Below are 25894 nucleotides of genomic sequence, written 5' to 3'. Positions count from 1 at the left end.
CGCCCGCCGGCGGCCGACGGCCGGGGTGACGGCGGCCGGCGTGACGGCGGCCGGCGTGACGGCGGCCGGGGTGACGGTGGCCGGGGTGACGGATCCCACCCGCCATCCTGTTCGAACTCCGTTAACAATGGACTGTGATCTCTCCGGCCTCCTCGACACCGCGGAGCGCCCACCGGCACCGGCCGGAGGCGACTCCCTACGTCGACCTCACCCGTTCCGAGTGGAGCGCGCTGCGCGACAAGACGCCGCAGCCCCTCACGGCCGAGGAGGTCGAGCAGCTGCGCGGCCTCGGCGACGTCATCGACCTCGACGAGGTCCGTGACATCTACCTCCCGCTGTCCCGGCTGCTGAACCTGTACGTGGGCGCCACCGACGGCCTGCGCTCGGCCCTGAACACCTTCCTCGGCGAGCAGGGCTCCCAGTCCGGCACCCCGTTCGTCATAGGGGTCGCCGGCTCGGTGGCGGTGGGCAAGTCCACCGTCGCCCGCCTCCTGCAGGCCCTCCTCTCACGCTGGCCGGAACACCCCCGCGTCGAGCTGGTCACCACCGACGGCTTCCTGCTGCCCACCCGGGAGCTGGAGTCCCGCGGCCTGATGTCGCGGAAGGGTTTCCCCGAGTCGTACGACCGCCGCGCCCTCACCCGGTTCGTCGCCGACGTCAAGGCCGGGAAGGGCGAGGTCACCGCCCCCGTCTACTCCCACCTGATCTACGACATCGTGCCCGACCGGCGCCTGACCGTCCGCCGCCCCGACATCCTCATCGTCGAGGGCCTGAACGTCCTGCAGCCCGCGCTCCCCGGCCAGGACGGCCGCACCCGCGTCGGCCTCGCCGACTACTTCGACTTCAGCGTGTACGTCGACGCCCGCGTCGAGGACATCGAGCGCTGGTACCTCGACCGCTTCCGCAAGCTGCGCGCGACCGCCTTCCAGGACCCCCACTCGTACTTCCGCAAGTACACCCAGGTCTCCGAGGACGAGGCCCTCGACTACGCCCGCACGATGTGGCGCACCGTCAACAAGCCCAACCTGGTGGAGAACATCGCCCCCACCCGCGGCCGCGCGGCCCTCGTCCTGCGCAAGGGCCCCGACCACAAGGTGCAGCGGCTGAGCCTGCGCAAGCTCTGATCCGGGCCCGCCACCCCGGGGCCCGTCCGGGCCTGTTAGAAAGGGCGCCATGCTGCACCTGCGCCTGATCACCCCGCCCGACCGCACCGACGACGCGGTCCGCCTGATCGAGAACACGGTCGGCGCCACCCACCTGGTGGTGATGCCGGGCGCCGCCCGCGACCCGCGGGGCGACGTCGTCCTGTGCGACGTGGCGCGCGAGGCGGGCGACGAGCTCCTCACCGCGCTCCAGGGGCTGGGCCTGGAGGAGACCGGCTCGATCGCCGCCGAGAACATCGACCTGTCGCTGTCCCGGCGCGCCGAGCAGGCCGAGGCCGACGCCCCGGGCGAGGCCGCCGACGCGGTCCTGTGGGAGCACCTGACCGAGGCGACGCACGAGGAGTCGACCCTCTCGGTCACCTACGTCGCCTTCATCACCCTGGCGACGATGATCGCGGCCTGCGGCGTGGTGCTCGACAACGCGATCCTGATCGTGGGCGCGATGGCGGTCGGCCCGGAGTTCGGCCCCCTGGCCGGCATCTGCACGGCGGTCGTGCAGCGCGCGCCGCGCCTGGCCGTGCGTTCCCTGGTCGCCCTGCTGGTGGGCTTCGCCGCGGCGATGGCGGTGACGGCGGGCTTCAGCCTCTTCATGGACGCCGTGGGCCTGTTCACCAAGGACCAGTTGGAGGGCGACCGTCCGAACACCGGGTTCGTCTACGCCCCGGACTGGTTCTCCTTCGTGGTGGCGGTCCTCGCCGGCGCCGCCGGCACCCTCTCCCTCACCTCGGCGAAGTCGGGCGCCCTGGTCGGCGTCGCCATCTCGGTCACCACCGTCCCGGCCGCCGCCAACGCGGCCGTGGCCCTGACCTACGGCGACACCGTCCAGACCCTGCGCTCCTCGGAACAACTCCTGCTGAACCTGCTGGCCATCGTCCTGGCGGGAACCCTGACCCTGCTGCTGCAGAAGTGGCTCTGGTCACTCGCGAGGAGGCGCCGGACGACGCCCCGCCCGCGACGGGAGAAGGCCTAGGGCGTGTTTCGAAAGTGGCGTCGTCTGCCCGAAGGGCAGGCCCGGCGGCGTCTGGTGCGTGCAATCGCAAGGCGGAGGGTCGCCCCGATACTGGTTGTATCGGGGTGATCCCGACAACGCGGCTGGGGGTGCCCCCTCCGGGGGAGTGCGTGCCAGGCGTCGCCGGGCTGGGGGCACCCCCTCTGGGGGAGGGACTTTCGAAACACGCCCTAGCCGAGCGCCGACTTCACCGCGTCGGCCAGCCGGCCCGCGACGGACCGTGCCTGGTCGATGTCCGCCGCCTCCACCATGACCCGCACCAGCGGCTCGGTGCCGGAGGGCCGCAGCAGCACCCGCCCGGTGGCGCCCAGCTCCCGCTCCGCCTCGCCGACCGCGGCCGCGAGGTCGGCCGAGCTGCCGACCCGGGACCGGTCCACGTCGGGCACGTTGACCAGCACCTGCGGCAGCCGCTCCATGACGGACGCCAGCTCCCGGAGCGTCCGTCCGCTCTCGGCGACGCGCGCCGCCAGCATCAGCCCGGTCAGCGTGCCGTCGCCGGTGGTCGCGTGGTCGAGGATGATCACGTGCCCGGACTGCTCGCCGCCGAGCGCGTACCCGTGCTGCTTCATCTCCTCCAGCACGTACCGGTCGCCCACGGCGGCCTGCACGAGCGAGATGCCCTCGCGTTCCATCGCCATCTTGAAGCCCAGGTTGGACATCACGGTCGCGACGACGGTGTCCGAGCGCAGGGCACCCCGTTCCCGCATCGCGAGCGCGAGCACGGCGAGGATCTGGTCCCCGTCGATCTCCTCGCCGGTGTGGTCCACGGCCAGGCAGCGGTCGGCGTCACCGTCGTGCGCGATGCCGAGGGCGGCGCCGTGCTCGACGACGGCGGCCTTCAGCTTGTCCAGGTGGGTGGAGCCGCAGCCGTCGTTGATGTTGAGGCCGTCCGGCTCGGCGCCGATCGTCACGACCTCGGCCCCGGCCCGCGTGAAGGCCTCGGGCGAGACCCGGGCGGCGGCTCCGTGCGCCTCGTCCAGGACGATCCTCAGCCCGTCGAGCCGGTTCGGCAGTACGGCGATCAGGTGGGCGACGTACCGGTCGAACCCCTCGTCGTACGAGCGCACCCGGCCGACGCCGGCGCCGGTCGGACGCTCCCAGGGAGCGCCGGTGCGGTGCTCGTCGTAGACCGTCTCGATCCTGTCCTCCAGCTCGTCGGCGAGCTTGTGGCCGCCGCGGGCGAAGAACTTGATGCCGTTGTCGGGCATGGCGTTGTGGCTGGCGGAGAGCATCACGCCGAGGTCGGCGCCGAGCGAGCCGGTCAGGTAGGCGACCGCGGGCGTCGGCAGCACGCCGACCCGCAGGACGTCGACGCCCGCGCTGGCCAGACCGGCCACGACGGCCGCTTCGAGGAACTCCCCGGAGGCACGCGGATCCCGTCCGACGACCGCCACCGGCCGGTGGCCCGCGAAGGTGCCCGCCTCGGCCAGCACGTGCGCCGCCGCGACGGAGAGGCCCAGCGCCATCTCGGCCGTGAGATCCACGTTGGCGACACCGCGCACGCCGTCCGTGCCGAAGAGTCGTCCCACTTGTCCTCCTGAGGAAGCGTCAGTTTCGAAAGCCGTGCGGCGCGTCGAGGGGTCAGCGGCGGCTCCCGCGTCCAGGCATGAAATGCCATGAACATCCGATCACACAAGCCTTTGAGCACCTTGTGCCGTTATACGCCCACAGCTACGGGAAAACGAACGCCCCGACGGCACTGTGGCGTGCCGCCGGGGCGTTCGGAGTACGGAGGGGCGGGCCGATCGGCCCACAGCCCGTACGAGCAGGCAGCGAAGCTTAGCGCTTGCTGTACTGCGGGGCCTTGCGGGCCTTCTTGAGACCGGCCTTCTTGCGCTCGACCGCGCGGTCGTCACGCGTGAGGAAGCCGGCCTTCTTCAGCGGGCCGCGGTTGTTGTCGACGTCGGCCTCGTTCAGCGCGCGGGCGACACCGAGACGGAGCGCACCGGCCTGACCGGAGACACCGCCACCGGAGATGCGGGCGATGACGTCGTAGCGACCCTCGAGCTCGAGGACCTTGAACGGCTCGTTGACTTCCTGCTGGTGCACCTTGTTCGGGAGGTAGTCCTCGAGGGTGCGACCGTTGATCTTCCACTTGCCGGAGCCCGGGACGATCCGGACGCGGGCGATGGCGTTCTTGCGACGGCCCAGGCCGGCGGCCGGCTGCGGGTCGCCGAAGCGGGAGGCCATCGACTCGGAGGTGTACTCGCCCTCGACGGGCACCTCGGACTCGGTGGTGTAGCTGTCGATGTCAAGCTCTTCGAGCGGCTGCTCGGCAGTGGTCTCGGCCACGGTGATTCCTCAGATTCTCTTGGCTCGGTTTGGTCTGGCCGGTGTTACTGCGCGACCTGGGTGATCTCGAACGGCTGCGGCTGCTGCGCGCCGTGCGGGTGCTGGTCACCCCTGTAGACCTTCAGCTTCGAGAGCATCTGACGGCCCAGCGTGTTCTTCGGGAGCATGCCCTTGACGGCCTTCTCGATGGCCTTCTCGGGGTTCTTGTCCAGCAGCTCGTCGTAACGGACGGAGCGCAGACCACCCGGGTAGCCGGAGTGGCGGTACGCCATCTTCTGGGTCCGCTTGTTGCCGGACAGGTGCACCTTGTCGGCGTTGATGATGATGACGAAGTCACCGGTGTCGACGTGAGGGGCGTAGATCGGCTTGTGCTTGCCGCGCAGGATGGAGGCGGCGGTGCTGGCGAGACGACCCAGGACGATGTCCTGAGCGTCGATGACGTGCCACTGGCGCGTCACATCGCCGGGCTTGGGGCTGTACGTACGCACGGTTCGTAGCCTTCGCTTCGAGTGAGTGGTCCTGACAAGGTCACCGAAGACGATCACGACAGCCCTGACCGCACTGCGGTGACGCATACCGCGTGCAGGTCGCTGGTCATCGGCCCGGTGGACCGGTGTAAGGGCCCGTCCCGTGAGAATGAGCAAGCCAATACACAACGAAGATGCAGGATACCCGCGGTGGCTCGGCCGGGTCAAAACGAGGCCTTTGGCCGCCGGGATCGCTGCTTCTCCTCATCCAGTGTAAAGGTGATCGCCGCCGGGGACCGTCGCCCGCGGGCCCGCGCCCGTCCGCCCGGACGGCCTCGCCCGCGGAGGCCGGCCGCACCGGTGGGCCACCGTCACGGCCAGGACACCCAGCGTCACCGCGTCCCGGAAGGCCCGGCGCTGCACCGTCTCCAGATAAGGCCAGGTCAGACCCGGTAGCTGCGGGACCATCGCCAGCCAGAACCACGGCCCGCGCGCCACCGAACCCGCGTACGGCAGCCCGGCCAGCAGCAGCGGCACGACGACGAGCAGGTAGTGGTCGTACGACGGCCGTGAGACCAGGAACACCGAGAGCATCAGCCCCGCCGCGGTCTCGGAGAGGCGCAGCGGACCGGGATCGGCACGCCTCCAGCGCCGGTGGGCCGCGACCAGTCCCGCCGCGCAGGCGGCCAGCGCGAGCGCCCGGGCGGCGGGCCCGGGCACCCCCAGCCGCGGCAGCACAGCCCCCGGGGAGGCCTCGTAGAGCCGCACGAACGCGTCCTGGCCGTGCAGCAGGAAGGGCAGGGTCCGGGTGAGGAACCCGGCCGGGTCGGGCAGCAGCAGGGCGCTCGCGCCGGAGGCCAGCACCGGGACCGCCACCATGACGGCGAGCGCCCGCCGGCGGCCCGCGAACAGCAGCAGCAGCGCCAGCGGGGCCAGCAGCGGCTTCAGCACCAGGGCCGTACCGAGCACCGCGCCCGCCGCCGTCCACCGGCCCCGGCTCGCCAGCAGCAGCCCCAGCGGCAGGGCCAGGACCGCCGTCGCCGTCCAGTTGCCCAGCCGCACCAGGTGCCCGAAGGGCGCGAAGCCGGCCGCGAGCACGGTCAGCCCGAACACCGCGAGCCGGCTGTCCAGCGGCACCCGGTGCAGCCGCAGCGCGCACCCCCAGCCGCCCACCAGGCAGGCCGTGACCACCAGCGGCACCAGCACCCGCAGCACCTCCGGCGGCAGCACCGCCTGCGGCACGGCGGCCAGCACCGCCCCCGGCAGGTACAGGAAGTGCGGGTCGTCGTACGGGGACCGCCCCTCCAGCCAGGCGCGCGCCGCCCGGACGACGATCGCGTTGTCCATGCCGCCGTCCGGGGTGGCCCGCGCCACATGCCCCACCAGCGCGCCGAGCACCGCCACCAGCCCCAGCCACGGCGGCCAGGGGGAACGTCGCACCAACCACCCCGAGATGTCGCCTTTGTCGTCGCTCATTCCCCGAACGCTAGGGGCAGTGGAGCCCGTTGGGGCGGAACAGCACACCTCTCGCCCCGTCTAAGATGCGGCGCATGAGCTATGGGCAGGGGGGACCTCCGTCCCAGTGGGATCCCTGGAAACCGAACTCCCAGCAGCCGTGGACCAGCGGTGCCACGGACCCTTCGCCGGACTGGGCCGCGCTCGCCGAGGCGTCGGAGTCGCGCAACAAGCGCCGCCGGCTGCTGCTGATAGGCGGGGGCGTGCTCGCGACGCTCGGCGTCGGCACCGCCGTGGCCATGGCCGTGGTGTCGGCGAACGGCGGTGACGAGGCGTCCGGGAAGCCGGCCTCCTCGCTGCCCGCCACCGCCGACCTGCCGAGCGCGTCCGCGACGCCGTCCTTCGCACCGACCAGCGCCCCGCCGCCGCTGGACCCGAAGGAGTTCGTCTCCAGCAAGGCCAAGGACGGCGCCCCCAACGGCCCGGACATCATGTTCCCGGGCAGGCAGCTGACGATGGGTTCGACCGTCTACCAGAAGGCCGGCAAGGCCGACACCACCAACTGCGTCACCGCCGCCGCGGGCACCCTGCCCAAGGTGCTGACCGCCAACGGCTGCACCCGCCTGATGCGCGTGACCTACGTCAAGGACGGCGTCGCGGTCACGGTCGGCGTGGCCGTCTTCGACACCGAGGCCCAGGCCCTCAAGGCCAAGGGCCAGGCGGACAAGAGCAGCATCGTCAAGGCGCTGCCCGGCACCGGCGCCACGTCCTTCTGCGCCGGCGCCGTCTGCCGCTCGACGACCAACTCCTACGGCCGGTACGCCTACTTCACGATCGCGGGCTTCACCGACGGCAAGGACGTGACGACGAAGGACACCCAGGTCTTCGCCGCCGGGGACAACCTCGCGGAGTTCGCGTTCCAGCAGATCCGCCGCCGCGGCGAGACCCAGGCGTCGGCGGCGGCGGACCGGTGACCCCCTCCCCGGGGGCGGGTCAGCAGCACCCGGCCCCGGGCAGCGTCCGCCGGTTGCGCGCCTCCCTGCTGCGGGCGGCCAGCAGCTCGTCGGCCGGATAGCCGACCTCCTCCAGCGTCAGCCCGTGCGGCCGCACGACGTGCACCGCCGAGTCCCGTACGCCCGCGGCCAGCACCTTCCCCGGCCACTCCGGGCCCCGGTGCCCGTCCCCCACGAACAGCAGCGCCCCGATCAGCGAGCGCACCATGTTGTGGCAGAAGGCGTCGGCCCGCACGGTCGCCGTGACGATCCCGTCCCCGTCGCGCACCAGGCTCAGCTCCTGGAGCGTGCGGATCGTGGTGGCCCCCTCCCGACGCTTGCAGTAGGCGGCGAAGTCGTGCTCCCCGAGCAGCCGCCCGGCGGCCTCGTTCATGGCGTCGACGTCGAGCGGCCAGTCGTGCCACAGGACGTGACCGCGCAGCAGCGGGTCCACCCCGCCGGGGTTGTCGGTGACCCGGTAGGCGTACCGCCGCCAGACGGCCGAGAACCGGGCGTTGAAACCGGCGGGCGCCTCCCGCAGCGCCCACACCCGGACGTCCCTGGGGAGCCGTCCGGCGAGCCGCTTGAGCAGCTTGGCGTGGTGCTCCGCCCAGACCTCGCGCGGCAGGTCGACGTGCGCGACCTGCCCCCGCGCGTGCACACCGGCGTCCGTGCGTCCGGCCACGGTCAGCTCGTACGTCTCCCCGGACCGCGTGACGGTCCGCAGGGCGTCCTCGATCTCGCCCTGCACGGTCCGCCGCCCGCCGGCCTGCTTGGCCCAGCCGGAGAACTGCGTCCCGTCGTAGGACAGGTCCAGCCGCACCCGTACGAACCCGGGCTGTACTTCGTCACTCACTCCTGGATCCTCTCAACAACGCGAGAGCGGGCCCGCCCCGAAGGGCGGACCCGCTCGACGCAAGGCAGAGCCTCAGGCGTCCTTGGACTCCTCGGACGCGTCCTCGGCCTTGGCCTCGGCGGCGTCCTCGACGACCTCGTCGGACTTGGCCTCGGCGGCCTCGTCCTTCTTCAGGGCGTCTTCCTTGACCGCGCGCTTCGTCGCGGCCTCGGCCTCACCGGTCGCCTGCTGCGCCACGGTCAGCGCCTCGACCAGCTCGATGACGGCCATGGGCGCGTTGTCGCCACGGCGGTTACCGATCTTGGTGATACGGGTGTAGCCACCCGGGCGGTTCTCGTAGCGCGGACCGATCTCGGTGAAGAGCGTGTGCACGATGCCCTTGTCCGAGATGACCTGGAGCACCTGGCGGCGGTTGTGAAGGTCGCCCTTCTTCGCCTTGGTGACCAGACGCTCGGCGTACGGCCGCAGACGGCGGGCCTTCGCCTCGGTGGTGGTGATGCGGCCGTGCTCGAAGAGCTGCTTCGCGAGGTTCGCGAGGAGCATCTTCTCGTGCGCGGCGCTGCCGCCCAGACGGGCACCCTTGGTGGGCTTCGGCATGGTCTTTCTCCTCAGTGTCTGCCCCGGCCGTATCAGGTACCGGGGTCAGTATCCGAGCGGGCGGTCGCCCGTCGGAGATCCAGGTCCCCGAAGGGGCCTGGAAGGGGCGCGGGGCGTTGTCGACATGCGACTCCGTCGCGCGGGCGCGACCAGCCACAGCCGGCCGCAGTCGCACCACGGCCTCCCCGCGGAGCGCTCAGTACTGCTCGGTCTCCACGAACCCGGCGTCCGCGTCGTCATCGGCGCCGAAGGCGTCCGCCGCGGCGGTCGGGTCGAATCCGGGCGGGCTGTCCTTGAGGGCCAGGCCCATGCCGGCCAGCTTCGCCTTGACCTCGTCGATCGACTTCGCACCGAAGTTGCGGATGTCGAGCAGGTCGGCCTCGGAGCGGGCGACGAGTTCACCCACGGAGTGGATGCCCTCACGCTTGAGGCAGTTGTACGACCGAACGGTGAGCTCCAGCTCCTCGATCGGCAGGGCGAGATCGGCGGCGAGGGCGGCGTCCGTGGGGGACGGGCCCATGTCGATGCCCTCGGCGTCGATGTTCAGCTCGCGGGCGAGACCGAACAGCTCGACCAGCGTCTTGCCCGCGGAGGCCATGGCGTCACGCGGACGCATCGCCTGCTTGGTCTCGACGTCGACGATCAGCTTGTCGAAGTCGGTGCGCTGCTCGACACGCGTCGCCTCGACCTTGTAGGTGACCTTGAGCACGGGGCTGTAGATCGAGTCGACCGGGATACGGCCGATCTCCTGGCCCACCTGCTTGTTCTGCACGGCGGAGACGTAGCCGCGACCGCGCTCGACGGTCAGCTCCATCTCCAGCTTGCCCTTGCCGTTGAGCGTGGCGAGGACGAGGTCGGGGTTGTGCACCTCGACACCGGCCGGGGGCGCGATGTCGGCGGCGGTGACCAGACCCGGGCCCTGCTTGCGCAGGTACATCACGACCGGCTCGTCGTGCTCCGAGGAGACGACCAGCTGCTTGATGTTGAGGATCAGGTCGGTGACGTCCTCCTTGACGCCCGGCACGGTGGTGAACTCGTGCAGCACGCCGTCGATGCGGATGGACGTGACCGCCGCACCCGGGATCGAGGACAGGAGGGTCCGGCGGAGGGAGTTGCCGAGGGTGTAGCCGAAGCCCGGCTCCAGCGGCTCGATCACGAACCGGGAGCGGAACTCGTCGACGACCTCTTCGGTCAACGAGGGACGCTGAGCAATCAGCATGATGCGTTCCTTCTGTCAGGGGCGCCCGCTATTTGACGCCCTGATGTGAGACAAGGGTACGGGCGACACGGCTCGAAGGAGCCGTACCGCCCGAGAACCTCAGTCCGGCAAACGCCCGTGCGTCAGACGCGGCGGCGCTTGGGCGGACGGCAGCCGTTGTGCGGGGTCGGGGTGACGTCCTGGATGGAGCCGACCTCGAGGCCCGTGGCCTGCAGGGAACGGATGGCGGTCTCACGACCGGCGCCCGGGCCCTTGACGAAGACGTCGACCTTGCGCATGCCGTGCTCCTGCGCGCGACGGGCGGCCGACTCGGCGGCCATCTGCGCGGCGAACGGCGTGGACTTGCGCGAGCCCTTGAAGCCGACGTGGCCGGCGGAGGCCCACGAGATCACGTTTCCGGCCGGGTCCGTGATGGACACGATCGTGTTGTTGAACGTGCTCTTGATGTGCGCCTGGCCGTGCGCGACGTTCTTCTTTTCCTTGCGGCGCACCTTCTTGGCAGCGCCCTGACGACCCTTGGGGGGCATCTATTACTCCTACGGGAGGTGGTCGGTCCTACAGCGAAGACCGCTGGTGAGCGTCCGCTGAGGACTACTTCTTGCCCGGCTTCTTCTTGCCGGCGATGGCGCGACGCGGGCCCTTGCGGGTACGGGCGTTCGTGCTGGTGCGCTGACCGCGGACGGGCAGACCACGACGGTGACGGAGACCCTGGTAGCAACCGATCTCGACCTTGCGGCGGATGTCGGCCTGGATCTCGCGACGGAGGTCACCCTCGGTCTTGATGTTGGCGTCCACGTACTCGCGGATCGCGACGAGCTGCTCCTCGGAGAGGTCGCGAACGCGGGTGTTGGGGTCGACGCCGGTCGCAGCCAGCGTCTCCTGGGACAGGGTCCGGCCGATGCCGAACACGTAGGTGAGGGCGACCTCCACGCGCTTTTCGCGCGGGATGTCAACACCGGAAACGCGTGCCATTCAATGGCTCCTGGTGATCTTCGGAGGTCTTCCGCAGAACCGTCTCCCAGCCGCCGTCCTCTTCTCCGGGAGTCCCGGGAAGATTTGGTACGGACTGGGTCCCCGGCCTCCGAACCGGGGGTGTCAGACCACAGGTCTGGGTTCTGCGTATGAACAATTCAGCTCGCGTCGCGCGAAGATTCTGCGTGATGCAGAGGGTGCGATCTGTGTGCGATCAGCCCTGGCGCTGCTTGTGGCGCGGGTTCTCGCAGATGACCATGACCCGACCGTGACGGCGGATCACCCTGCACTTGTCGCAGATCTTCTTGACGCTCGGCTTGACCTTCATGGGATGTGAGGTTCTCCGGGTCAGTTGCCGGCCACCCCGCGCGGGAACGCACGGGGCCTGGGCAAGATCTACTTGTACCGGTAGACGATCCGGCCGCGCGTCAGGTCGTACGGAGACAGCTCCACCACGACCCGGTCGTCAGGGAGGATGCGGATGTAGTGCATGCGCATCTTGCCGCTGATGTGCGCCAGGACCTGGTGGCCGTTCTGGAGCTCGACCCTGAACATGGCGTTCGGAAGAGACTCGACGACAGTGCCCTCGATCTCGATGGCACCTTGCTTCTTGGCCACGCTTCGCCCTTCGAATCGACTACCTTGATCGACTCCCGGGCTTTCCCTTACGGGCGCATACAGACATGCGGGTGCACAAGAGCCGACGAGTCAGTCTACGTCAGCGCACCCGGAAACACGAATCGGGGAAGTCTGCCCATCCGAGGAGGTCCTTAAGCGCTCTCCGGCACCGGGACCGGGACGGCCGGGCCGCCGGGGAGAGCAGGACGGGAGGGGACGGGAAGGGGCGGGAGGAGAAGGGGCGGCGGGGGCGAGACACCTCGAGCCCCCGCCCGGCACCCTCAGCCCAGCGGGTCGGGCGCGGCCACGACCCCGTGCTCGGCGAGCTTCGCCTTGCCGCCGTCCACGGCGGTCAGCACCAGCGGCCCCTGCTCGGTCAGCGCCACCGAGTGCTCCCAGTGCGACGACCAGGTCCCGTCCGTGGTGATGACGGTCCAGTCGTCCGCGAGGACCTCGGTCCGCGGCGTCCCGAGCGACACCATCGGCTCGATGGCCAGGCAGAAACCGGGAACCAGCTTGGGCCCCTTGCCCCGCTTGCGGTCGACGTAGTTCAGCAGGTGCGGGTCCATGTGCATCTCGGTGCCGATGCCGTGGCCGCCGTAGTCCTCGATGATCCCGTAGCGTCCGCCGCCCGGCTTCGGCTGGCGGCGGATGTAGGTCTCGATGGCCCGCGACACGTCCACCAGCCGGTTGCCCTGCTTCATCGCCGCGATGCCGGCCCACATCGACTCCTCGGTGACCCGCGAGAGCTCGATCAGCTCCGGGGCGTGGCCGGAGCCGACGAAGGCGGTGTAGGCGGCGTCGCCGTGCCAGCCGTCGACGATGGCCCCGCAGTCGATGGAGATGATGTCCCCGTCCTTGAGGACGACCTCGTCGGAGGGGATGCCGTGGACGACGACGTCGTTCACCGAGGTGCAGATGGTCGCGGGGAAACCGCCGTAGCCGAGGAAGTTCGACTTCGCGCCGTGCTCGGCGAGGACCTTGCGGGCGACCTCGTCGAGGTCCTTCGTGGTCGCCCCCGGCACCGCCGCTTCCCGCGTCGCCGCGTGGACGGCGGCGACGACCAGGCCCGCCGCGCGCATCGTGGCGATCTGCTCGGGGCTCTTGATCTGCACCATGGGGGGCCTGCGCTCTCCGTCACTCAGGTCGGTCGATGACATACGTACACAACAGTACGGCCGTGGCGTCCCGGAGGACTCCACGGCCGTACCCGGACGGAACCTACCGGCCGTCGTCCTCGCGCTTCAGCGCCGCCAGCGCACGGCCGGTGACCTCGTCGACCGGGCCCATGGCCTCGATCGTCACCACCAGGCCCTGTGCCTTGTAGTAGTCGATGATCGGCTCGGTCTGCGTGTGGTAGACCTCGAGCCGCGTGCGGACGGTGTCCTCGGAGTCGTCGTCGCGCTGGTACAGCTCGCCGCCGCAGACGTCGCAGACGCCGTCCTTCGAGGGCTTCTTGTACGTCACGTGGAAGACGTGCGAGGAGTCGTTGCGGCAGATGCGCCGGCCGGCGATCCGCTTGACGACCTCCTCCTCGGGGGCCTCCAGGTCCAGTACCGCGTCCAGCTTGATGGCCTCGGTGGTGAGGAGCTCGTCCAGCGCCTCGGCCTGCGAGACGTTGCGCGGGAAGCCGTCGAGCAGGAAGCCGCGCTCGGCGTCCGGCTGCTCCATGCGGTCCTTCGCCATGGCGATGGTGACCTCGTCGGGGACGAGGTTGCCGGCGTCCATGTAGGACTTCGCGAGCTTCCCGAGCTCCGTCTGCTGGCTGATGTTGGCGCGGAACAGGTCGCCCGTGGAGATGTGAGGTACGCGCAGCTTCTCGGCTAGACGAGTGGCCTGCGTTCCCTTACCGGCGCCCGGCGGCCCGACGAGGACGATACGCATCAGCGGAGGAACCCTTCGTAATTGCGCTGCTGAAGCTGGCTCTCGATCTGCTTCACCGTCTCGAGGCCCACACCCACGATGATCAGGATGCTGGTGCCACCGAACGGGAAGTTCTGGTTTGCCCCGAAACCAGCCAACGCCATCGTCGGCACGAGAGCGATCAGCCCCAGATACAGCGAACCCGGCCAGGTGATCCGGTTGAGTACGTAGCTCAGGTACTCAGCGGTCGGTCGGCCAGCCCGGATGCCCGGGATGAAGCCACCATACTTCTTCATGTTGTCGGCGACTTCCTCGGGGTTGAAGGAGATGGCCACGTAGAAGAAGGCGAAGAAGACGATCAGGAAGAAGTAGAGGGTGATGTGCGCGGGCGCCGCCGTGTCCGCCAGGTTCTGCGTGATCCAGGTCGCCCAGCCCGCCTGCGAGTTGGAGAACTGCACGATCAGCGCCGGGATGTAGAGCAGCGACGAGGCGAAGATGACCGGGATCACACCGGCCTGGTTCACCTTCAGCGGGATGTACGTCGACGTGCCGCCGTAGGAGCGGCGGCCGATCATGCGCTTCGCGTACTGCACGGGGATGCGGCGCTGGGCCTGCTCGACGAAGACCACCAGGCCGACCATGACCAGGCCGACGAGGATGACCGTGCCGAACTCGATCCAGCCGTCGGCCAGCGTGCCCTGCTTCTTGATGGCCCACAGCGCGGAGGGGAAGGTGGCGGCGATCGAGATGAACATCAGGATCGACATGCCGTTGCCGATGCCGCGGTCGGTGATCAGCTCACCGAGCCACATGACCATGGCCGTACCGGCGGTCATGCAGATGACCATCGTGATGGTGGTGAAGATCGCGCGGTCCGGCACGATCTGGCCGGCCACCGAGCAGCCCGAGAAGAGCGCGCCGCTGCGGGCGGTGGCCACCAGGCCGGTGCCCTGGAGGATGGCGAGCGCGACGGTGAGGTACCGGGTGTACTGCGTGATCTTCGCCGTACCGGCCTGGCCCTCCTTCTTGAGCGCTTCCAGGCGGGGGATCACCACGGTCAGCAGCTGAAGGATGATGCTCGCCGTGATGTACGGCATGATGCCCAGGGCGAAGATCGTGATCTGCAGCAGCGCGCCGCCGCTGAACATGTTGACCAGACCGAAGAGGCCCTGGTTGCCGGATGCCTCGTCCACACAGGTCTGGACGCTCTTGTAGTCGACACCCGGGATCGGGACATGGGTGCCGACCCGGTAGACCACGATGATGCCGAGCGTGAAGAGCAGCTTCTTGCGCAGGTCGGGCGTCTTGAACGCCCGGGCGAACGCGGTGAGCACGGTGCCTCCTGCGACCCCCGCGCGTCTGCGTCAAGGGTGACGGTGTTGAGGTTCCAATAAGAACGACGACATGTGTAACGGTCGACTGCCGCCCAAGGTGCCCTATCGGAGGCACCTTGTGAAAGAGGGCAGTGCAGGCCACCTTACCGGCGACACTGCCACCCTAGGAACGACCAACCGGGGATACCCCATTTGTGGGGTATCCCCGGTCGGGATCGCTCAGGTCATCGAGACGCCTGATGGAATCAGACGAGCTCGGTGACGGTACCGCCGGCGGCGGTGATCTTCTCCTTGGCGGAGCCGGAGACGGCGTCGACCGTCACCTGCAGCGCCACGGAGATCTCGCCCTGGCCGAGCACCTTGACGAGGCTGTTCTTGCGAACGGCACCCTTGGCGACGAGCCCCTCGACGGTGACCTCGCCACCCTCCGGGTACAGCGCCGCCAGCTTGTCGAGGTTCACGACCTGGAACTCGGTCTTGAACGGGTTCTTGAAGCCCTTGAGCTTCGGGAGACGCATGTGGAGGGGCATCTGCCCACCCTCGAAGCGCTCCGGAACCTGGTAACGGGCCTTCGTGCCCTTGGTACCACGACCGGCCGTCTTACCCTTCGACGCCTCACCACGACCCACACGGGTCTTGGCGGTCTTGGCGCCCGGGGCGGGACGGAGGTTGTGGATCTTGAGCGGGTTGTTCTCCGCCATGATCAGTCGACCTCCTCGACCGTCACGAGGTGGCGGACGGTGTGCACCATTCCGCGGAACTCGGGGCGGTCCTCCTTGACGACCACGTCGTTCAGGCGCTTGAGCCCGAGCGAACGCAGGGTGTCACGGTGGTTCTGCTTGCTGCCGATGTACGACTTCGTCTGCGTGATCTTGAGCTGAGCCATTACGCAGCACCAGCCCCGGCACGCGCACGCAGCAGGGCCGCGGGAGCGACGTCCTCGAGGGGCAGACCACGGCGGGCCGCGATCTCCTCGGGACGCTGCAGGCCCTTCAGGGCCTCCACGGTCGCGTGCACGATGTTGATCGCGTTCGACGAACCGAGCGACTTCGACAGGATGTCGTGAACGCCGGCGCACTCGAGCACGGCACGCACCGGGCCACCGGCGATGACGCCGGTACCGGGGGACGCCGGCTTGAGCAGGACGACGCCCGCCGCCTTCTCACCCGTGATGGGGTGCGGGATGGTGCCCTGGATACGGGGGACCTTGAAGAAGTGCTTCTTGGCCTCCTCCACACCCTTGGCGATGGCGGCCGGCACCTCCTTGGCCTTGCCGTAACCGACACCCACGGTGCCGTCACCGTCGCCCACCACGACCAGCGCGGTGAAGCTGAAGCGACGACCACCCTTCACTACCTTGGCGACGCGGTTGATCGCGACGACGCGCTCAACGTACGCGGTCTTCTCGGCGGCAGCTGCGCCGCCGTCACGGCCCTTCCGGTCCCGCCGCTCGCCGCCACCGGCACCGCCACCGCGGCGCTGGGGTCCAGCCATTGGAATTACCTCTCTCTGTCTCCGCTAGCTACGGAACCAGGACTCAGAACTTGAGTCCGGCCTCGCGGGCTGCGTCCGCCAGAGCGGCAATGCGCCCGGCGTACTGGTTACCACCACGGTCGAAAACGACGGCCTCGACACCGGCGGCCTTGGCACGCTCGGCGACCAGGGCGCCGACCTGCTTGGCCTGCGCCGACTTGTCGCCCTCGGCACCGCGGATCGAGGTGTCCAGGGTGGACGCCGACGCAAGGGTGTGACCCTTGAGGTCGTCGATCACCTGGGCCACGATGTGGCGGTTCGAGCGGGTTACGACCAGACGGGGGCGCTCCGACGTACCGGCGATCCGCTTGCGGATCCGGATGTGACGGCGCTTGATCGCGGCGCGCTTGTAGGCGTCGCCCTTCAGGATCTTCTGCCCGTATGCCATGGCTTACTTACCCGCCTTTCCGACCTTGCGGCGGATGACTTCGCCCTCGTACTTGACACCCTTGGCCTTGTACGGGTCGGGCTTGCGCAGCTTGCGGATGTTGGCCGCAACCTCGCCGACCTTCTGCTTGTCGATGCCCTCGACCTGGAAGCGGGTCGGGGTCTCCACCTTGAAGGTGATTCCCTCGGGCGCCTCGACGGTGATCGGGTGGCTGTAACCGAGCGCGAACTCGAGGTTCGAACCCTTCGCGGTCACGCGGTAACCGACACCACTGATCTCGAGCTTCTTCACGTAACCCTGGGTCACGCCGGTGATCATGTTCGCCACCAGCGTGCGGGACAGGCCGTGCAGGGCCTTGCTCTGACGCTCATCGTTGGGGCGGGTGACGTTCAGAACGCCGTCCTCACCCTTGGCGATCTCGATCGGCGCGACGACGGTGTGGGTCAGCGAGCCCTTGGGACCCTTGACCGAAACCGTCTGGCCGTCGATGGTGACGTCCACGCCGGCGGGAACCGTGATGGGGAGCTTGCCAATGCGCGACATAGCTGTTTCCTCCGTTCCCTTCCGCTACCAGACGTAGGCGAGGACTTCCCCGCCTACGCCCTTCTTGCCGGCCTGCTTGTCGGTGAGGAGACCGTGCGACGTGGAGATGATCGCCACGCCGAGGCCGCCCAGCACCTTGGGCAGGGAGGTGGACTTCGCGTACACCCGGAGACCGGGCTTGGAGATCCGCTTGATGCCCGCGATGGAGCGCTCACGGTTGGGACCGAACTTCAGCTCGAGGGTGAGGTTCTTGCCCACCTCGGCGTCCTCGATCTTCCAGCCCGTGATGAAGCCCTCCTGCTGGAGGATCTCCGCGATGTGAGACTTGATCTTCGATGCCGGCATCGTCACGGAGTCGTGGTACGCCGAGTTCGCGTTCCGCAGACGCGTCAGCATGTCTGCGATCGGATCAGTCATGGTCATGAGTTGGCCTGTGGCCTCTCTCGCCGGGGTTTCCTGGTGCGCCATCCCTCTCCCCGATCCGAGACGGGACGGGTGCGGCGCGGTGGACCTACGGCGTAGTAAGTCGTACGGGCGTCAGGCGCCCAACCCTCCCAGCCTACGGCATGGAGGGGTGGGCACCTGACACTGCCCTTTACTTACCGAGAGCTCAGGAATCCCGAAGTACCGGGATTACCAGGAGCTCTTGGTCACGCCCGGCAGCTCGCCACGGTGAGCCATCTCACGAAGGCACACGCGGCAGAGGCCGAACTTGCGGTACACGGAGTGCGGACGGCCGCAGCGCTGGCAGCGCGTGTAGCCGCGTACTCCGAACTTGGGCTTACGAGCAGCCTTGGCAATCAGAGCCTTCTTCGCCATCTCGCTCACGCCTCCTTGAAGGGGAAGCCGAGGTGACGAAGGAGCGCGCGGCCCTCAGCGTCGTTGGTCGCCGTGGTGACCACGGTGATGTCCATACCCCGGACGCGGTCGATCTTGTCCTGGTCGATCTCGTGGAACATGACCTGCTCCGTGAGACCGAAGGTGTAGTTGCCACGGCCGTCGAACTGCTTGGGGGACAGGCCGCGGAAGTCGCGGATGCGCGGGAGCGCCAGCGACAGGGTGCGGTCCAGGAACTCCCACATGCGGTCGCCACGGAGCGTGACGTGGGCACCGATCGGCTGACCCTCGCGCAGCTTGAACTGCGCGATGGACTTGCGGGCCTTGGTGACGGCCGGCTTCTGACCGGTGATCGTGGTGAGGTCGCGGATGGCGCCCTCGATCAGCTTGGAGTCGCGGGCGGCGTCGCCCACACCCATGTTGACCACGATCTTGACGAGGCCGGGGATCTGCATGACGTTCTCGTAGGAGAACTCCTCACGCAGCTTGCCCGCGATCTCCTCGCGGTACTTCGTCTTCAGACGCGGAGTGGTGGTGGTAGCCATCAGATGTCCTCACCCGTCCGCTTGGCAACGCGGATCTTGTTGCCCTCGTCGTCGAAGCGGTAACCGACACGCGTGACGACCTTGTTGCCGTCCTTCTCCACGACCAGCTGAACGTTGGACACGTGGATCGGGGCCTCGGTGGTCACGATGCCGCCGGCCTGGGAACCGCTGGCGGTCGGGCCGGCCTTGGTGTGCTTCTTGACCCGGTTGACACCCTCGACCAGGACGCGGTCCTCGCGGGGGAAGGCCGCGATGACCTTGCCCTGCTTGCCCTTGTCCTTACCGGTGATGACCTGGACCAGGTCGCCCTTCTTGATCTTCATGCTTACAGCACCTCCGGCGCGAGCGAGATGATCTTCATGAACTTCTTCTCGCGCAGCTCACGGCCGACCGGGCCGAAGATACGGGTGCCGCGAGGGTCGCCGTCGTTCTTCAGAATGACGGCGGCGTTCTCGTCGAAGCGGATGTACGAGCCGTCCGGACGGCGGCGCTCCTTGACGGTGCGAACGATGACCGCCTTGACGACGTCACCCTTCTTCACGTTGCCACCGGGGATCGCGTCCTTGACGGTGGCGACGATGACGTCACCGATGCCCGCGTAGCGGCGACCGGAGCCACCGAGCACACGGATGCAAAGGATCTCCTTCGCACCAGTGTTGTCGGCGACACGCAGTCGCGACTCCTGCTGGATCACGTCTATCTCCTGTTTGTCTGCCGGTTCCCGACAGGGGCCGCCTCGTCACGAGGTGGGGCCCCTGCCGAGCCTGGCGGAACCGTCCTGCGGGGTTGCCCGCAGGCGTACTGGTGGGAGTTCCCTTGCGGGAACTGCCTACTTGGCCTTCTCGAGGATCTCGACGACGCGCCAGCGCTTCGTCGCGGACAGCGGACGCGTCTCCATGAGGAGGACGCGGTCGCCGACGCCCGCGGCGTTCTGCTCGTCGTGGGCCTTGAGCTTGTTGGTACGGCGGATGACCTTGCCGTACAGCGCGTGCTTGACGCGGTCCTCGACGGCGACGACGACGGTCTTGTCCATCTTGTCGCTGACGACGAGACCCTCACGGGTCTTGCGGAAGCCGCGGGCCTCTGCAGTCTGCTCAGTCACGTTGTTCTCACTCATCAGGCGCTCTCCACCGTCTCGATGCCCAGCTCGCGCTCACGCATCAGGGTGTAGATCCGCGCGATGTCCTTGCGGACGGCCTTCAGCCGACCGTGGTTCTCGAGCTGACCGGTCGCCGCCTGGAAGCGGAGGTTGAACAGCTCTTCCTTGGCTTCGCGGAGCTTCGCGAGAAGCTCCTCGTCACCCAGTTCGCGCAGCTCGGACGCCTTGGTACCGGCCGACATCACGCTTCACCTGCCTCGCGCTTGACGATCCGGCACTTCATCGGCAGCTTGTGGGCTGCGCGAGTGAGGGCCTCACGGGCGATCTTCTCGTTGGGGTAGGACAGCTCGAACATGACCCGACCCGGGTGCACGTTCGCGATCCACCACTCGGGCGAACCCTTACCGGAACCCATGCGGGTCTCGGCGGGCTTCTTCGTGAGCGGGCGGTCCGGGTAGATGTTGATCCAGACCTTGCCGCCACGCTTGATGTGGCGGGTCATCGCGATACGAGCCGCCTCGATCTGGCGGTTGGTCACGTACGCCGGCGTGAGGGCCTGGATGCCGTACTCGCCGAACGCGACCGTCGTACCACCCTTGGCCTGACCGCGGCGCTTCGGGTGGTGCTGCTTGCGGTGCTTGACCCTACGGGGGATCAGCATGTCGGTCAGGCCTCCGTTCCGGTGCTCTCAGCCGGAGCGGCGGCGGGGGCCTCGGCCTTGGGGGCCTCGGCACCGGCAGCCTGCTGCGGCTTGCGACCGCGCCGCTCGCCACCGCCACCGCGGCCACCACGGGCCGGGCGGTCGGCGCCGCCGCCGCCACGGGCCGGGCGGTTGCCGGCGCGGGCAGCGGCGTTCTCGGCACGGACCTCGGCGATGTTCTTGACGTCGCCCTTGTAGATCCAGACCTTCACGCCGATGCGGCCGAAGGTCGTCTTGGCCTCGAAGAAGCCGTAGTCCACGTTCGCGCGGAGCGTGTGCAGGGGCACACGGCCCTCGCGGTAGAACTCCGAGCGGGACATCTCGGCGCCACCGAGGCGGCCACCGCACTGGATCTTGATGCCCTTGGCGCCGGCCTTCATCGCCGACTGCATGCTCTTGCGCATGGCACGGCGGAAGGAGACGCGGGAGGAGAGCTGCTCGGCGACGGCCTGCGCGACCAGCTGGGCATCCGTCTCGGGGTTCTTGACCTCGAGGATGTTCAGCTGGACCTGCTTGCCCGTGAGCTTCTCGAGGTCGCCGCGGATGCGGTCGGCCTCGGCGCCACGGCGGCCGATGACGATGCCCGGACGAGCGGTGTGGATGTCCACACGCACGCGGTCACGGGTGCGCTCGATCTCCACCTTCGAGATGCCGGCGCGCTCCATGCCGGACGTCATCATCCGACGGATGGCGACGTCTTCCTTGACGTAGTCCTTGTACAGCTTGTCGGCGTACCAACGGGACTTGAAGTCCGTGGTGATGCCGAGCCGGAACCCATGCGGGTTAACCTTCTGGCCCATTACCGGGTCCCTTCCTTGCTGCTGACGACCACGGTGATGTGGCTGGTCCGCTTGCGGATCCGGTAGGCGCGGCCCTGGGCACGCGGACGGAACCGCTTCAGGGTCGGGCCCTCGTCGACGTACGCCTCGGAGATGAAGAGGCTGTCGGCGTCAGTGTGGTCGTAGTTGTGCGCGGCGTTGGCGATGGCGCTGTCCAGCACCTTGCCGACCGGCACGCTCGCGGCCTGCGGGGCGAAACGCAGGACCGCCTGAGCCTCCGTGGCGTCCATGCCACGAATAAGGTCCACCACGCGGCGGGCCTTCATGGGCGTGACGCGGATGTACCGCGCCTGGGCCCTGGCTTCCATGGTTGTCCTTCCAGTGTCTGTCATGGTCATTCCACCCCGCGTTAGCGGCGCTTCGACTTCCGGTCGTCCTTGACGTGACCCCGGAAGGTGCGCGTCGGCGAGAACTCGCCGAGCTTGTGGCCGACCATCGACTCGGTGACAAACACCGGAATGTGGGTCTTGCCGTTGTGCACCGCGATCGTGTGACCCAGCATGCTGGGAATGATCATCGAGCGACGGGACCAGGTCTTGATGACGTTCTTGGTGCCTGCCTCGTTCTGTACGTCCACCTTCTTGATCAGGTGGTCGTCGACGAAGGGCCCCTTCTTGAGACTGCGCGGCATCTAAACCCGCTCCTAGCGCTTCTTGTTCGTCTTGCGGCGGCGGACGATGTACTTGTTCGAAGCCTTCTTCGGCGAACGAGTACGACCCTCCTTCTGACCCCAGGGGCTGACCGGGTGGCGACCACCGGAGGTCTTGCCCTCACCACCACCGTGGGGGTGGTCGACCGGGTTCATCGCCACACCGCGGACGGTCGGGCGGACGCCCAGCCAGCGCTTGCGGCCGGCCTTGCCCCAGTTGATGTTGCTCTGCTCGGCGTTGCCGACCTCGCCGACCGTGGCGCGGCAGCGCTGGTCGACCAGGCGGATCTCACCGGACGGCATGCGGAGGTGGGCCATGGTGCCCTCCTTCGCGAGCAGCTGCACGGAGGCACCGGCGGAGCGGGCGAACTTGGCACCGCCACCGGGACGGATCTCGATCGCGTGGATCGTGGTACCGACCGGGATGTTGCGGAGGGCCAGGTTGTTGCCCGGCTTGATGTCGGCCCCGGGACCGTTCTCGACGCGGTCACCCTGCTGCAGGTTGCGCGGGGCGAGGATGTAGCGCTTCTCGCCGTCCGCGTAGTGCAGCAGCGCGATGCGCGCGGTGCGGTTGGGGTCGTACTCGATGTGCGCGACCTTCGCCGGCACGCCGTCCTTGTCGTGACGACGGAAGTCGATCACTCGGTAGGCGCGCTTGTGTCCGCCACCCTGGTGGCGAACGGTCACACGACCGGCGTTGTTACGGCCGCCCTTGCTGTGCAGCGGGCGGACCAGCGACTTCTCCGGCGTGGACCGCGTGACCTCGACGAAGTCGGCGACGCTGGAGCCACGACGGCCCGGCGTAGTCGGCTTGTACTTGCGGATACCCATTGTCTCTCAGTCCTCGGAAGTTTCCGATTATCTGGACGCTCCGAACCGCTTACGCGGTCGGACCGCCGAAGATGTCGATACGGTCGCCCTCAGCGAGGGTCACGATCGCGCGCTTGGTGGAAGCGCGCTGACCGAAACCGGTCTTGGTGCGCTTGCGCTTGCCCTGGCGGTTGATCGTGTTGACCCCGGTGACCTTGACCGAGAAGACCGCCTGGACGGCCTGCTTGATCTGGGTCTTGTTGGCGCCGGGCGCGACGATGAAGGTGTACTTGCCCTCGTCGAGCAGCGCGTAGCTCTTCTCCGACACGACCGGCTTCAGCAGCACGTCACGGGGGTCCGTGAACGACTTGCTGACCGGGGTGACGACGGTGTTCTTGCCCTCGGCCTCGTGGCGCTTCGCCTTGGCGACGCGCGCGGCCTTGGCGGCCTTGGCCGCCTTGGAGGCGATGCTCGGGTGACGCGTAGCCATCAGGCGTCACTCCCTTCGGTGTCGTTGGCCTTGTTCGGGCCGGACACGAAGGACTCAAGAGCGGCCTGGGTGAAGACCACGTCGTCCGAGACGATCACGTCGTACGTGTTCAGCTGGCCCGGCTCCAGGATGTGCACCTGGGGCAGGTTGCGGGCGGACAGCCACGCGGCCTCGTCGGCGCGGTCGACGACCAGGAGCAGGTTCTTGCGCTCCGAGATCTTGCCGAACAGCGTCCGGGCGGACTTCGTGGACGGGGTGTCGCCCTCGATCACGCCGGTGACGACGTGGATGCGGTTGTGGCGGGCCCGGTCGGTAAGGGCGTGGCGCAGGGCCGCGGCCTTCATCTTCTTCGGGGTCCGCTGCGAGTAGTCACGCGGCACGGGACCGTGCACGACGCCACCACCGGCGAACTGCGGCGCGCGGGTCGAACCCTGACGGGCGCGGCCGGTGCCCTTCTGGCGGTACGGCTTCTTGCCACCACCGCGGACTTCACCGCGGCGCTTGGTCTTGTGCGTGCCCTGACGGGCAGCGGCGTTCTGCGCGACGACGACCTGGTGGATCAGCGGGATGCTGACCTTCTCCACGCCGAAGATCTCCGCGGGGAGCTCGACGCTACCGGTCTTCTCGCCTGCAGGCGAAAGGATGTCAACAGTGCTCATCGGTTACCTCAGGCCCCCTTGGCCGCGGTGCGGACCAGGACGAGGCCGCCGTTCGGACCGGGAACCGCGCCCTTGATGAGCAGCAGACCCTTCTCCGCGTCAACGGCGTGGACGGTCAGGTTCTGGGTGGTGACCCGCTCGTTGCCCATGCGACCCGCCATGCGGAGGCCCTTGAACACGCGGCCCGGGGTGGCGCAGCCACCGATGGAACCGGGGGAGCGGTGCTTGCGCTGGGTGCCGTGTCCGGCGCCGAGGCCCTTGAAGTTGTGACGCTTCATGACACCGGCGAAGCCCTTGCCCTTGCTCTTGCCGGTCACGTCGACCTTGATGCCGGCCTCGAACACCTCGGCGGTGATCTCCTGGCCGAGGGTGTACTCGCTGGCGTCAGCGGTACGGATCTCGACGAGGTGGCGGCGGGGAGTGACGTCGGCCTTGGCGAAGTGGCCCTTGAGGGGCTTGTTCACCTTGCGCGGGTCGATCTCGCCGAAGGCGATCTGCACCGACTCGTAGCCGTCGGCGTCGTTCGTACGCACCTGGGTGACGACGTTGGGGCCGGCCTTGACGACGGTGACCGGAACAACACGGTTGTTCTCGTCCCACACCTGCGTCATGCCGAGCTTCTCGCCCAGGATGCCCTTGATCTGCTTGGTCATCTTCAGATCACCGGCCTCAGAGCTTGATCTCGATGTCGACACCGGCCGGGAGGTCGAGTCGCATCAGAGAGTCAACGGTCTTGGGGGTCGGGTCGAGGATGTCGATCAGGCGCTTGTGCGTGCGCATCTCGAAGTGCTCGCGCGAGTCCTTGTACTTGTGCGGCGACTTGATGACGCAGTACACGTTCTTCTCAGTGGGCAGCGGCACCGGGCCCGCGACCGACGCACCAGTACGCGTCACCGTCTCGACGATCTTCTTCGCCGAGCTGTCGATGACCTCGTGGTCGTAGGCCTTGAGCCGGATGCGGATCTTCTGTCCCGCCATGGCTACTCAGTAGTCCTGTCTCTTCTCACGCTCTGGACCTGGTGGGCCCCTTACCGTTTCCTCCGACCCACGCGGTCGGGTGTGTCGCGCTCCCGCTGACACGGATGTCCCAGTGTTCGAACATCCCTGCGGGGAATGCACACGGCCCTACCGGAACCGCAGACCGGGGGCGGAAGGCCCACCGGGTGCCTGGTCGGTGTCGCACCCACGCTTCCCGGAAGATTCCCGTACGTCCGCCCCAGCGCTGCCGTGAGGCAGTTGGGGCGACGAGTACTGTGGGACTCGCTTCCGGTCCTCCCGGCGGGAGGCGCGCAGCATCAACACTCGGCCGAGCAACTCGGACAGTCTGCCATATGGGGCGGGGGCCTGGCCAATCGGGCCGAACAGATTACCCCCGGAGTGACGTGGGTCAAACACGATCGGCTCTCGTTTCCGGGCAGTCGGCCTCGTGCGGCCACCGGCACGCCTCCGCGGTCCCGTCGGGACCGAGGGCGGCGCCCGGCCGGAGTGCGTACGACCGCGGCCGTACGACACGTGGCCGTACGGCGTGGGCGACGTCCTTACGAGCCGGTCAGCCCTGTGCGGCGACCGTGAGGAGGACCGCGGAGTCCTCCGTCGCCTCCAGGCCGTGGCGGGCCCGCGGGATCACGAGGAGGTCGCCGGCGCGGCCCTCCCACGCGGTGTCACCGCTGGTGAGCCGGACCCGTCCGCGCAGCACCAGCAGCGTCGCCTCGCCGGGGCTCTCGTGGTCGGCGAGGGAGGTGCCGGCGGTCAGGGCGAGGAGGGTCTGGCGCAGAGCGTGGTCGTGACCGCCGTAGACGGTGCTCGCGCTGCGGCCGGTGGAGGAGGCGGCGGCGCGTTCGAGCTGTTCGCGGGCGAGCGCGTCGAGGGAGAGCTTCGTCTGCATGACCGCAAGTCTTCCCGGGCGGGGCGTACGGGCGCCAGGGCCGTGTGGGGTAGTCGGAGGGGCCGGGGCGGGCATGGGTC

General features: G+C 68.6%; 39 protein-coding genes. 3 read left to right on the top strand and 36 right to left on the bottom strand.

All coding sequences use genetic code 11. The features are described 5' to 3' along the window. The first annotated feature begins 134 nt into the window (after positions 1-134). Both coaA and ACF09K_RS01640 read left to right on the top strand, forming a co-directional pair. On the top strand, positions 135-1124 hold the full coding sequence (gene coaA / locus ACF09K_RS01645) for a type I pantothenate kinase (protein ID WP_392240453.1): 990 nt from the start codon (positions 135-137) through the stop codon (positions 1122-1124). A gap of 49 nt (positions 1125-1173) precedes the next feature. Next, a complete protein-coding gene (locus tag ACF09K_RS01640) occupies positions 1174-2133 on the top strand; it encodes a DUF389 domain-containing protein (RefSeq protein ID WP_392240452.1) in 960 nt (319 codons plus the stop codon). A gap of 209 nt (positions 2134-2342) precedes the next feature. On the opposite strand, the gene glmM is transcribed toward ACF09K_RS01640, so the two are convergent. The 4 genes from glmM to ACF09K_RS01620 form a co-directional block, all read right to left on the bottom strand. Next, a complete protein-coding gene (gene glmM / locus ACF09K_RS01635; protein WP_392240451.1) occupies positions 2343-3701 on the bottom strand; it encodes a phosphoglucosamine mutase in 1359 nt (452 codons plus the stop codon). A 250-nt stretch (positions 3702-3951) separates the two neighbouring features. After that, entirely contained in the window at positions 3952-4464 is a 513-nt protein-coding gene (rpsI, locus tag ACF09K_RS01630) for a 30S ribosomal protein S9 (RefSeq protein WP_392240450.1), read from the bottom strand. A 44-nt stretch (positions 4465-4508) separates the two neighbouring features. Further along, the gene (gene rplM / locus ACF09K_RS01625) at positions 4509-4952 is read right to left on the bottom strand and encodes a 50S ribosomal protein L13 (RefSeq protein WP_363089041.1); all 444 of its coding nucleotides are present in this window, start codon (positions 4950-4952) and stop codon (positions 4509-4511) included. A 243-nt stretch (positions 4953-5195) separates the two neighbouring features. Beyond that, positions 5196-6407 (bottom strand): glycosyltransferase 87 family protein, encoded by a 1212-nt coding sequence (locus tag ACF09K_RS01620; RefSeq protein WP_392240449.1) that lies wholly within the window; start codon positions 6405-6407, stop codon positions 5196-5198. Positions 6408-6481: 74 nt separating this feature from the next. Between ACF09K_RS01620 and ACF09K_RS01615 the strand changes: the two genes are divergently transcribed. Then, entirely contained in the window at positions 6482-7360 is an 879-nt protein-coding gene (locus ACF09K_RS01615) for a hypothetical protein (protein WP_392240448.1), read from the top strand. A gap of 19 nt (positions 7361-7379) precedes the next feature. Here the strand turns inward: ACF09K_RS01615 and truA are convergent, their stop codons facing one another. The 32 genes from truA to ACF09K_RS01455 all read right to left on the bottom strand — a co-directional run bounded on the left by truA (position 7380) and on the right by ACF09K_RS01455 (position 25814). Next, entirely contained in the window at positions 7380-8234 is an 855-nt protein-coding gene (gene truA / locus ACF09K_RS01610) for a tRNA pseudouridine(38-40) synthase TruA (RefSeq protein ID WP_392240447.1), read from the bottom strand. Between the two features lie 72 nt (positions 8235-8306). Beyond that, complete coding sequence (rplQ, locus tag ACF09K_RS01605) at positions 8307-8831, bottom strand: 50S ribosomal protein L17 (protein WP_392240446.1); 525 nt, start codon at positions 8829-8831, stop codon at positions 8307-8309. Positions 8832-9027: 196 nt separating this feature from the next. Beyond that, a complete protein-coding gene (locus tag ACF09K_RS01600) occupies positions 9028-10050 on the bottom strand; it encodes a DNA-directed RNA polymerase subunit alpha (protein ID WP_003966937.1) in 1023 nt (340 codons plus the stop codon). A gap of 122 nt (positions 10051-10172) precedes the next feature. Then, entirely contained in the window at positions 10173-10577 is a 405-nt protein-coding gene (rpsK, locus tag ACF09K_RS01595; RefSeq protein ID WP_010354218.1) for a 30S ribosomal protein S11, read from the bottom strand. A 64-nt stretch (positions 10578-10641) separates the two neighbouring features. Next, positions 10642-11022 carry a 30S ribosomal protein S13 gene (gene rpsM, locus ACF09K_RS01590; RefSeq protein ID WP_020132619.1) on the bottom strand — a complete coding sequence of 127 codons (381 nt, stop codon included), beginning with the start codon at positions 11020-11022 and terminating at the stop codon, positions 10642-10644. A 214-nt stretch (positions 11023-11236) separates the two neighbouring features. Next, entirely contained in the window at positions 11237-11350 is a 114-nt protein-coding gene (rpmJ, locus tag ACF09K_RS01585) for a 50S ribosomal protein L36 (protein WP_003998809.1), read from the bottom strand. A gap of 68 nt (positions 11351-11418) precedes the next feature. Beyond that, a complete protein-coding gene (infA, locus tag ACF09K_RS01580) occupies positions 11419-11640 on the bottom strand; it encodes a translation initiation factor IF-1 (protein ID WP_004927214.1) in 222 nt (73 codons plus the stop codon). A 281-nt stretch (positions 11641-11921) separates the two neighbouring features. Next, a complete protein-coding gene (gene map, locus ACF09K_RS01575; protein WP_392240445.1) occupies positions 11922-12758 on the bottom strand; it encodes a type I methionyl aminopeptidase in 837 nt (278 codons plus the stop codon). A 103-nt stretch (positions 12759-12861) separates the two neighbouring features. Next, the gene (locus ACF09K_RS01570; protein WP_392240444.1) at positions 12862-13524 is read right to left on the bottom strand and encodes an adenylate kinase; all 663 of its coding nucleotides are present in this window, start codon (positions 13522-13524) and stop codon (positions 12862-12864) included. Next, positions 13524-14837 carry a preprotein translocase subunit SecY gene (gene secY / locus ACF09K_RS01565; protein ID WP_392240443.1) on the bottom strand — a complete coding sequence of 438 codons (1314 nt, stop codon included), beginning with the start codon at positions 14835-14837 and terminating at the stop codon, positions 13524-13526. Before secY ends, ACF09K_RS01570 begins: the two co-directional genes overlap by 1 nt. A gap of 245 nt (positions 14838-15082) precedes the next feature. Then, positions 15083-15538 carry a 50S ribosomal protein L15 gene (gene rplO / locus ACF09K_RS01560; RefSeq protein ID WP_003974249.1) on the bottom strand — a complete coding sequence of 152 codons (456 nt, stop codon included), beginning with the start codon at positions 15536-15538 and terminating at the stop codon, positions 15083-15085. A gap of 2 nt (positions 15539-15540) precedes the next feature. Further along, positions 15541-15723, bottom strand: coding sequence for a 50S ribosomal protein L30 (gene rpmD, locus ACF09K_RS01555; protein WP_030788246.1), 183 nt, complete (start codon positions 15721-15723; stop codon positions 15541-15543). Then, entirely contained in the window at positions 15723-16331 is a 609-nt protein-coding gene (gene rpsE / locus ACF09K_RS01550; RefSeq protein ID WP_013001409.1) for a 30S ribosomal protein S5, read from the bottom strand. The genes rpmD and rpsE overlap by 1 nt, the downstream gene beginning before the upstream one ends. Before the next feature lie 43 nt (positions 16332-16374). Next, positions 16375-16758, bottom strand: a complete 384-nt coding sequence (gene rplR, locus ACF09K_RS01545) for a 50S ribosomal protein L18 (RefSeq protein ID WP_073491925.1) — start codon at positions 16756-16758, stop codon at positions 16375-16377. Between the two features lie 3 nt (positions 16759-16761). Next, positions 16762-17301, bottom strand: coding sequence for a 50S ribosomal protein L6 (rplF, locus tag ACF09K_RS01540; RefSeq protein ID WP_099969705.1), 540 nt, complete (start codon positions 17299-17301; stop codon positions 16762-16764). A 24-nt stretch (positions 17302-17325) separates the two neighbouring features. Then, complete coding sequence (rpsH, locus tag ACF09K_RS01535) at positions 17326-17724, bottom strand: 30S ribosomal protein S8 (protein WP_073491923.1); 399 nt, start codon at positions 17722-17724, stop codon at positions 17326-17328. 210 nt (positions 17725-17934) lie between these two features. Continuing rightward, a complete protein-coding gene (locus ACF09K_RS01530; RefSeq protein ID WP_003948630.1) occupies positions 17935-18120 on the bottom strand; it encodes a type Z 30S ribosomal protein S14 in 186 nt (61 codons plus the stop codon). 5 nt (positions 18121-18125) lie between these two features. Then, positions 18126-18683 carry a 50S ribosomal protein L5 gene (gene rplE / locus ACF09K_RS01525; RefSeq protein ID WP_030788262.1) on the bottom strand — a complete coding sequence of 186 codons (558 nt, stop codon included), beginning with the start codon at positions 18681-18683 and terminating at the stop codon, positions 18126-18128. Further along, on the bottom strand, positions 18683-19006 hold the full coding sequence (gene rplX, locus ACF09K_RS01520) for a 50S ribosomal protein L24 (RefSeq protein ID WP_033272457.1): 324 nt from the start codon (positions 19004-19006) through the stop codon (positions 18683-18685). Before rplX ends, rplE begins: the two co-directional genes overlap by 1 nt. A gap of 2 nt (positions 19007-19008) precedes the next feature. Next, positions 19009-19377, bottom strand: coding sequence for a 50S ribosomal protein L14 (gene rplN, locus ACF09K_RS01515; RefSeq protein ID WP_003998823.1), 369 nt, complete (start codon positions 19375-19377; stop codon positions 19009-19011). A gap of 135 nt (positions 19378-19512) precedes the next feature. Next, entirely contained in the window at positions 19513-19800 is a 288-nt protein-coding gene (rpsQ, locus tag ACF09K_RS01510; protein WP_009327090.1) for a 30S ribosomal protein S17, read from the bottom strand. Next, positions 19800-20024, bottom strand: coding sequence for a 50S ribosomal protein L29 (gene rpmC, locus ACF09K_RS01505; protein ID WP_003998824.1), 225 nt, complete (start codon positions 20022-20024; stop codon positions 19800-19802). The genes rpsQ and rpmC overlap by 1 nt, the downstream gene beginning before the upstream one ends. Next, positions 20024-20443, bottom strand: coding sequence for a 50S ribosomal protein L16 (gene rplP, locus ACF09K_RS01500; RefSeq protein WP_004927269.1), 420 nt, complete (start codon positions 20441-20443; stop codon positions 20024-20026). Before rplP ends, rpmC begins: the two co-directional genes overlap by 1 nt. Before the next feature lie 5 nt (positions 20444-20448). Further along, entirely contained in the window at positions 20449-21282 is an 834-nt protein-coding gene (gene rpsC, locus ACF09K_RS01495) for a 30S ribosomal protein S3 (RefSeq protein WP_366059592.1), read from the bottom strand. Next, positions 21282-21629: a 50S ribosomal protein L22 gene (rplV, locus tag ACF09K_RS01490; RefSeq protein WP_003974262.1), complete on the bottom strand. Its 348-nt coding sequence runs from the start codon at positions 21627-21629 to the stop codon at positions 21282-21284. Before rplV ends, rpsC begins: the two co-directional genes overlap by 1 nt. Positions 21630-21670: 41 nt before the next feature. Then, on the bottom strand, positions 21671-21952 hold the full coding sequence (gene rpsS / locus ACF09K_RS01485; protein ID WP_363089032.1) for a 30S ribosomal protein S19: 282 nt from the start codon (positions 21950-21952) through the stop codon (positions 21671-21673). A 12-nt stretch (positions 21953-21964) separates the two neighbouring features. After that, complete coding sequence (gene rplB, locus ACF09K_RS01480) at positions 21965-22801, bottom strand: 50S ribosomal protein L2 (RefSeq protein ID WP_030039757.1); 837 nt, start codon at positions 22799-22801, stop codon at positions 21965-21967. A 49-nt stretch (positions 22802-22850) separates the two neighbouring features. After that, positions 22851-23270: a 50S ribosomal protein L23 gene (gene rplW / locus ACF09K_RS01475; RefSeq protein ID WP_392240442.1), complete on the bottom strand. Its 420-nt coding sequence runs from the start codon at positions 23268-23270 to the stop codon at positions 22851-22853. Next, complete coding sequence (rplD, locus tag ACF09K_RS01470; protein ID WP_382785971.1) at positions 23270-23929, bottom strand: 50S ribosomal protein L4; 660 nt, start codon at positions 23927-23929, stop codon at positions 23270-23272. Before rplD ends, rplW begins: the two co-directional genes overlap by 1 nt. A gap of 8 nt (positions 23930-23937) precedes the next feature. After that, positions 23938-24582 carry a 50S ribosomal protein L3 gene (gene rplC / locus ACF09K_RS01465; RefSeq protein WP_073491919.1) on the bottom strand — a complete coding sequence of 215 codons (645 nt, stop codon included), beginning with the start codon at positions 24580-24582 and terminating at the stop codon, positions 23938-23940. Between the two features lie 16 nt (positions 24583-24598). Further along, complete coding sequence (gene rpsJ / locus ACF09K_RS01460; RefSeq protein WP_003948644.1) at positions 24599-24907, bottom strand: 30S ribosomal protein S10; 309 nt, start codon at positions 24905-24907, stop codon at positions 24599-24601. A 571-nt stretch (positions 24908-25478) separates the two neighbouring features. Next, complete coding sequence (locus ACF09K_RS01455; RefSeq protein ID WP_392240441.1) at positions 25479-25814, bottom strand: cupin domain-containing protein; 336 nt, start codon at positions 25812-25814, stop codon at positions 25479-25481. Between the last annotated feature and the right edge of the window lie 80 nt (positions 25815-25894).

The sequence above is a fragment of the Streptomyces sp. NPDC014882 genome, assembly GCF_043081325.1.
GTDB lineage: Bacteria > Actinomycetota > Actinomycetes > Streptomycetales > Streptomycetaceae > Streptomyces.
Note: the sequence above shows the minus strand (reverse complement) of the source record. Positions and strands in the feature narration are given on the sequence as shown.

Coding starts and splice junctions, on each gene's coding strand:
- rplQ (WP_392240446.1), bottom strand. CDS start 8,831: ATGCCGAAGCCCACCAAGGGTGCCCGTCTGGGCGGCAGCGCCGCGCAC.
- rpsJ (WP_003948644.1), bottom strand. CDS start 24,907: ATGGCGGGACAGAAGATCCGCATCCGGCTCAAGGCCTACGACCACGAG.
- rplW (WP_392240442.1), bottom strand. CDS start 23,270: ATGGCTACGCGTCACCCGAGCATCGCCTCCAAGGCGGCCAAGGCCGCC.
- rplP (WP_004927269.1), bottom strand. CDS start 20,443: ATGCTGATCCCCCGTAGGGTCAAGCACCGCAAGCAGCACCACCCGAAG.
- ACF09K_RS01640 (WP_392240452.1), top strand. CDS start 1,174: ATGCTGCACCTGCGCCTGATCACCCCGCCCGACCGCACCGACGACGCG.
- ACF09K_RS01615 (WP_392240448.1), top strand. CDS start 6,482: ATGAGCTATGGGCAGGGGGGACCTCCGTCCCAGTGGGATCCCTGGAAA.
- map (WP_392240445.1), bottom strand. CDS start 12,758: ATGGTGCAGATCAAGAGCCCCGAGCAGATCGCCACGATGCGCGCGGCG.
- rplX (WP_033272457.1), bottom strand. CDS start 19,006: ATGAAGATCAAGAAGGGCGACCTGGTCCAGGTCATCACCGGTAAGGAC.
- rpmJ (WP_003998809.1), bottom strand. CDS start 11,350: ATGAAGGTCAAGCCGAGCGTCAAGAAGATCTGCGACAAGTGCAGGGTG.
- rplC (WP_073491919.1), bottom strand. CDS start 24,582: ATGACCAAGCAGATCAAGGGCATCCTGGGCGAGAAGCTCGGCATGACG.
- ACF09K_RS01600 (WP_003966937.1), bottom strand. CDS start 10,050: ATGCTGATTGCTCAGCGTCCCTCGTTGACCGAAGAGGTCGTCGACGAG.
- ACF09K_RS01455 (WP_392240441.1), bottom strand. CDS start 25,814: ATGCAGACGAAGCTCTCCCTCGACGCGCTCGCCCGCGAACAGCTCGAA.
- rpmD (WP_030788246.1), bottom strand. CDS start 15,723: ATGGCTCAGCTCAAGATCACGCAGACGAAGTCGTACATCGGCAGCAAG.
- rpsE (WP_013001409.1), bottom strand. CDS start 16,331: ATGGCTGGACCCCAGCGCCGCGGTGGCGGTGCCGGTGGCGGCGAGCGG.
- rpsS (WP_363089032.1), bottom strand. CDS start 21,952: ATGCCGCGCAGTCTCAAGAAGGGGCCCTTCGTCGACGACCACCTGATC.
- rpsM (WP_020132619.1), bottom strand. CDS start 11,022: ATGGCACGCGTTTCCGGTGTTGACATCCCGCGCGAAAAGCGCGTGGAG.
- rpsH (WP_073491923.1), bottom strand. CDS start 17,724: ATGACCATGACTGATCCGATCGCAGACATGCTGACGCGTCTGCGGAAC.
- ACF09K_RS01530 (WP_003948630.1), bottom strand. CDS start 18,120: ATGGCGAAGAAGGCTCTGATTGCCAAGGCTGCTCGTAAGCCCAAGTTC.
- rplB (WP_030039757.1), bottom strand. CDS start 22,801: ATGGGTATCCGCAAGTACAAGCCGACTACGCCGGGCCGTCGTGGCTCC.
- rpsQ (WP_009327090.1), bottom strand. CDS start 19,800: ATGAGTGAGAACAACGTGACTGAGCAGACTGCAGAGGCCCGCGGCTTC.
- rplE (WP_030788262.1), bottom strand. CDS start 18,683: ATGGCTACCACCACCACTCCGCGTCTGAAGACGAAGTACCGCGAGGAG.
- rplF (WP_099969705.1), bottom strand. CDS start 17,301: ATGTCGCGCATTGGCAAGCTCCCCATCACGGTTCCCGCCGGCGTGGAC.
- rpsC (WP_366059592.1), bottom strand. CDS start 21,282: ATGGGCCAGAAGGTTAACCCGCATGGGTTCCGGCTCGGCATCACCACG.
- rpmC (WP_003998824.1), bottom strand. CDS start 20,024: ATGTCGGCCGGTACCAAGGCGTCCGAGCTGCGCGAACTGGGTGACGAG.
- rplD (WP_382785971.1), bottom strand. CDS start 23,929: ATGAGCACTGTTGACATCCTTTCGCCTGCAGGCGAGAAGACCGGTAGC.
- rplO (WP_003974249.1), bottom strand. CDS start 15,538: ATGGCGGAGAACAACCCGCTCAAGATCCACAACCTCCGTCCCGCCCCG.
- rplR (WP_073491925.1), bottom strand. CDS start 16,758: ATGGCATACGGGCAGAAGATCCTGAAGGGCGACGCCTACAAGCGCGCC.
- ACF09K_RS01570 (WP_392240444.1), bottom strand. CDS start 13,524: ATGCGTATCGTCCTCGTCGGGCCGCCGGGCGCCGGTAAGGGAACGCAG.
- ACF09K_RS01620 (WP_392240449.1), bottom strand. CDS start 6,407: ATGAGCGACGACAAAGGCGACATCTCGGGGTGGTTGGTGCGACGTTCC.
- rpsK (WP_010354218.1), bottom strand. CDS start 10,577: ATGCCCCCCAAGGGTCGTCAGGGCGCTGCCAAGAAGGTGCGCCGCAAG.
- rplV (WP_003974262.1), bottom strand. CDS start 21,629: ATGGAAGCCAGGGCCCAGGCGCGGTACATCCGCGTCACGCCCATGAAG.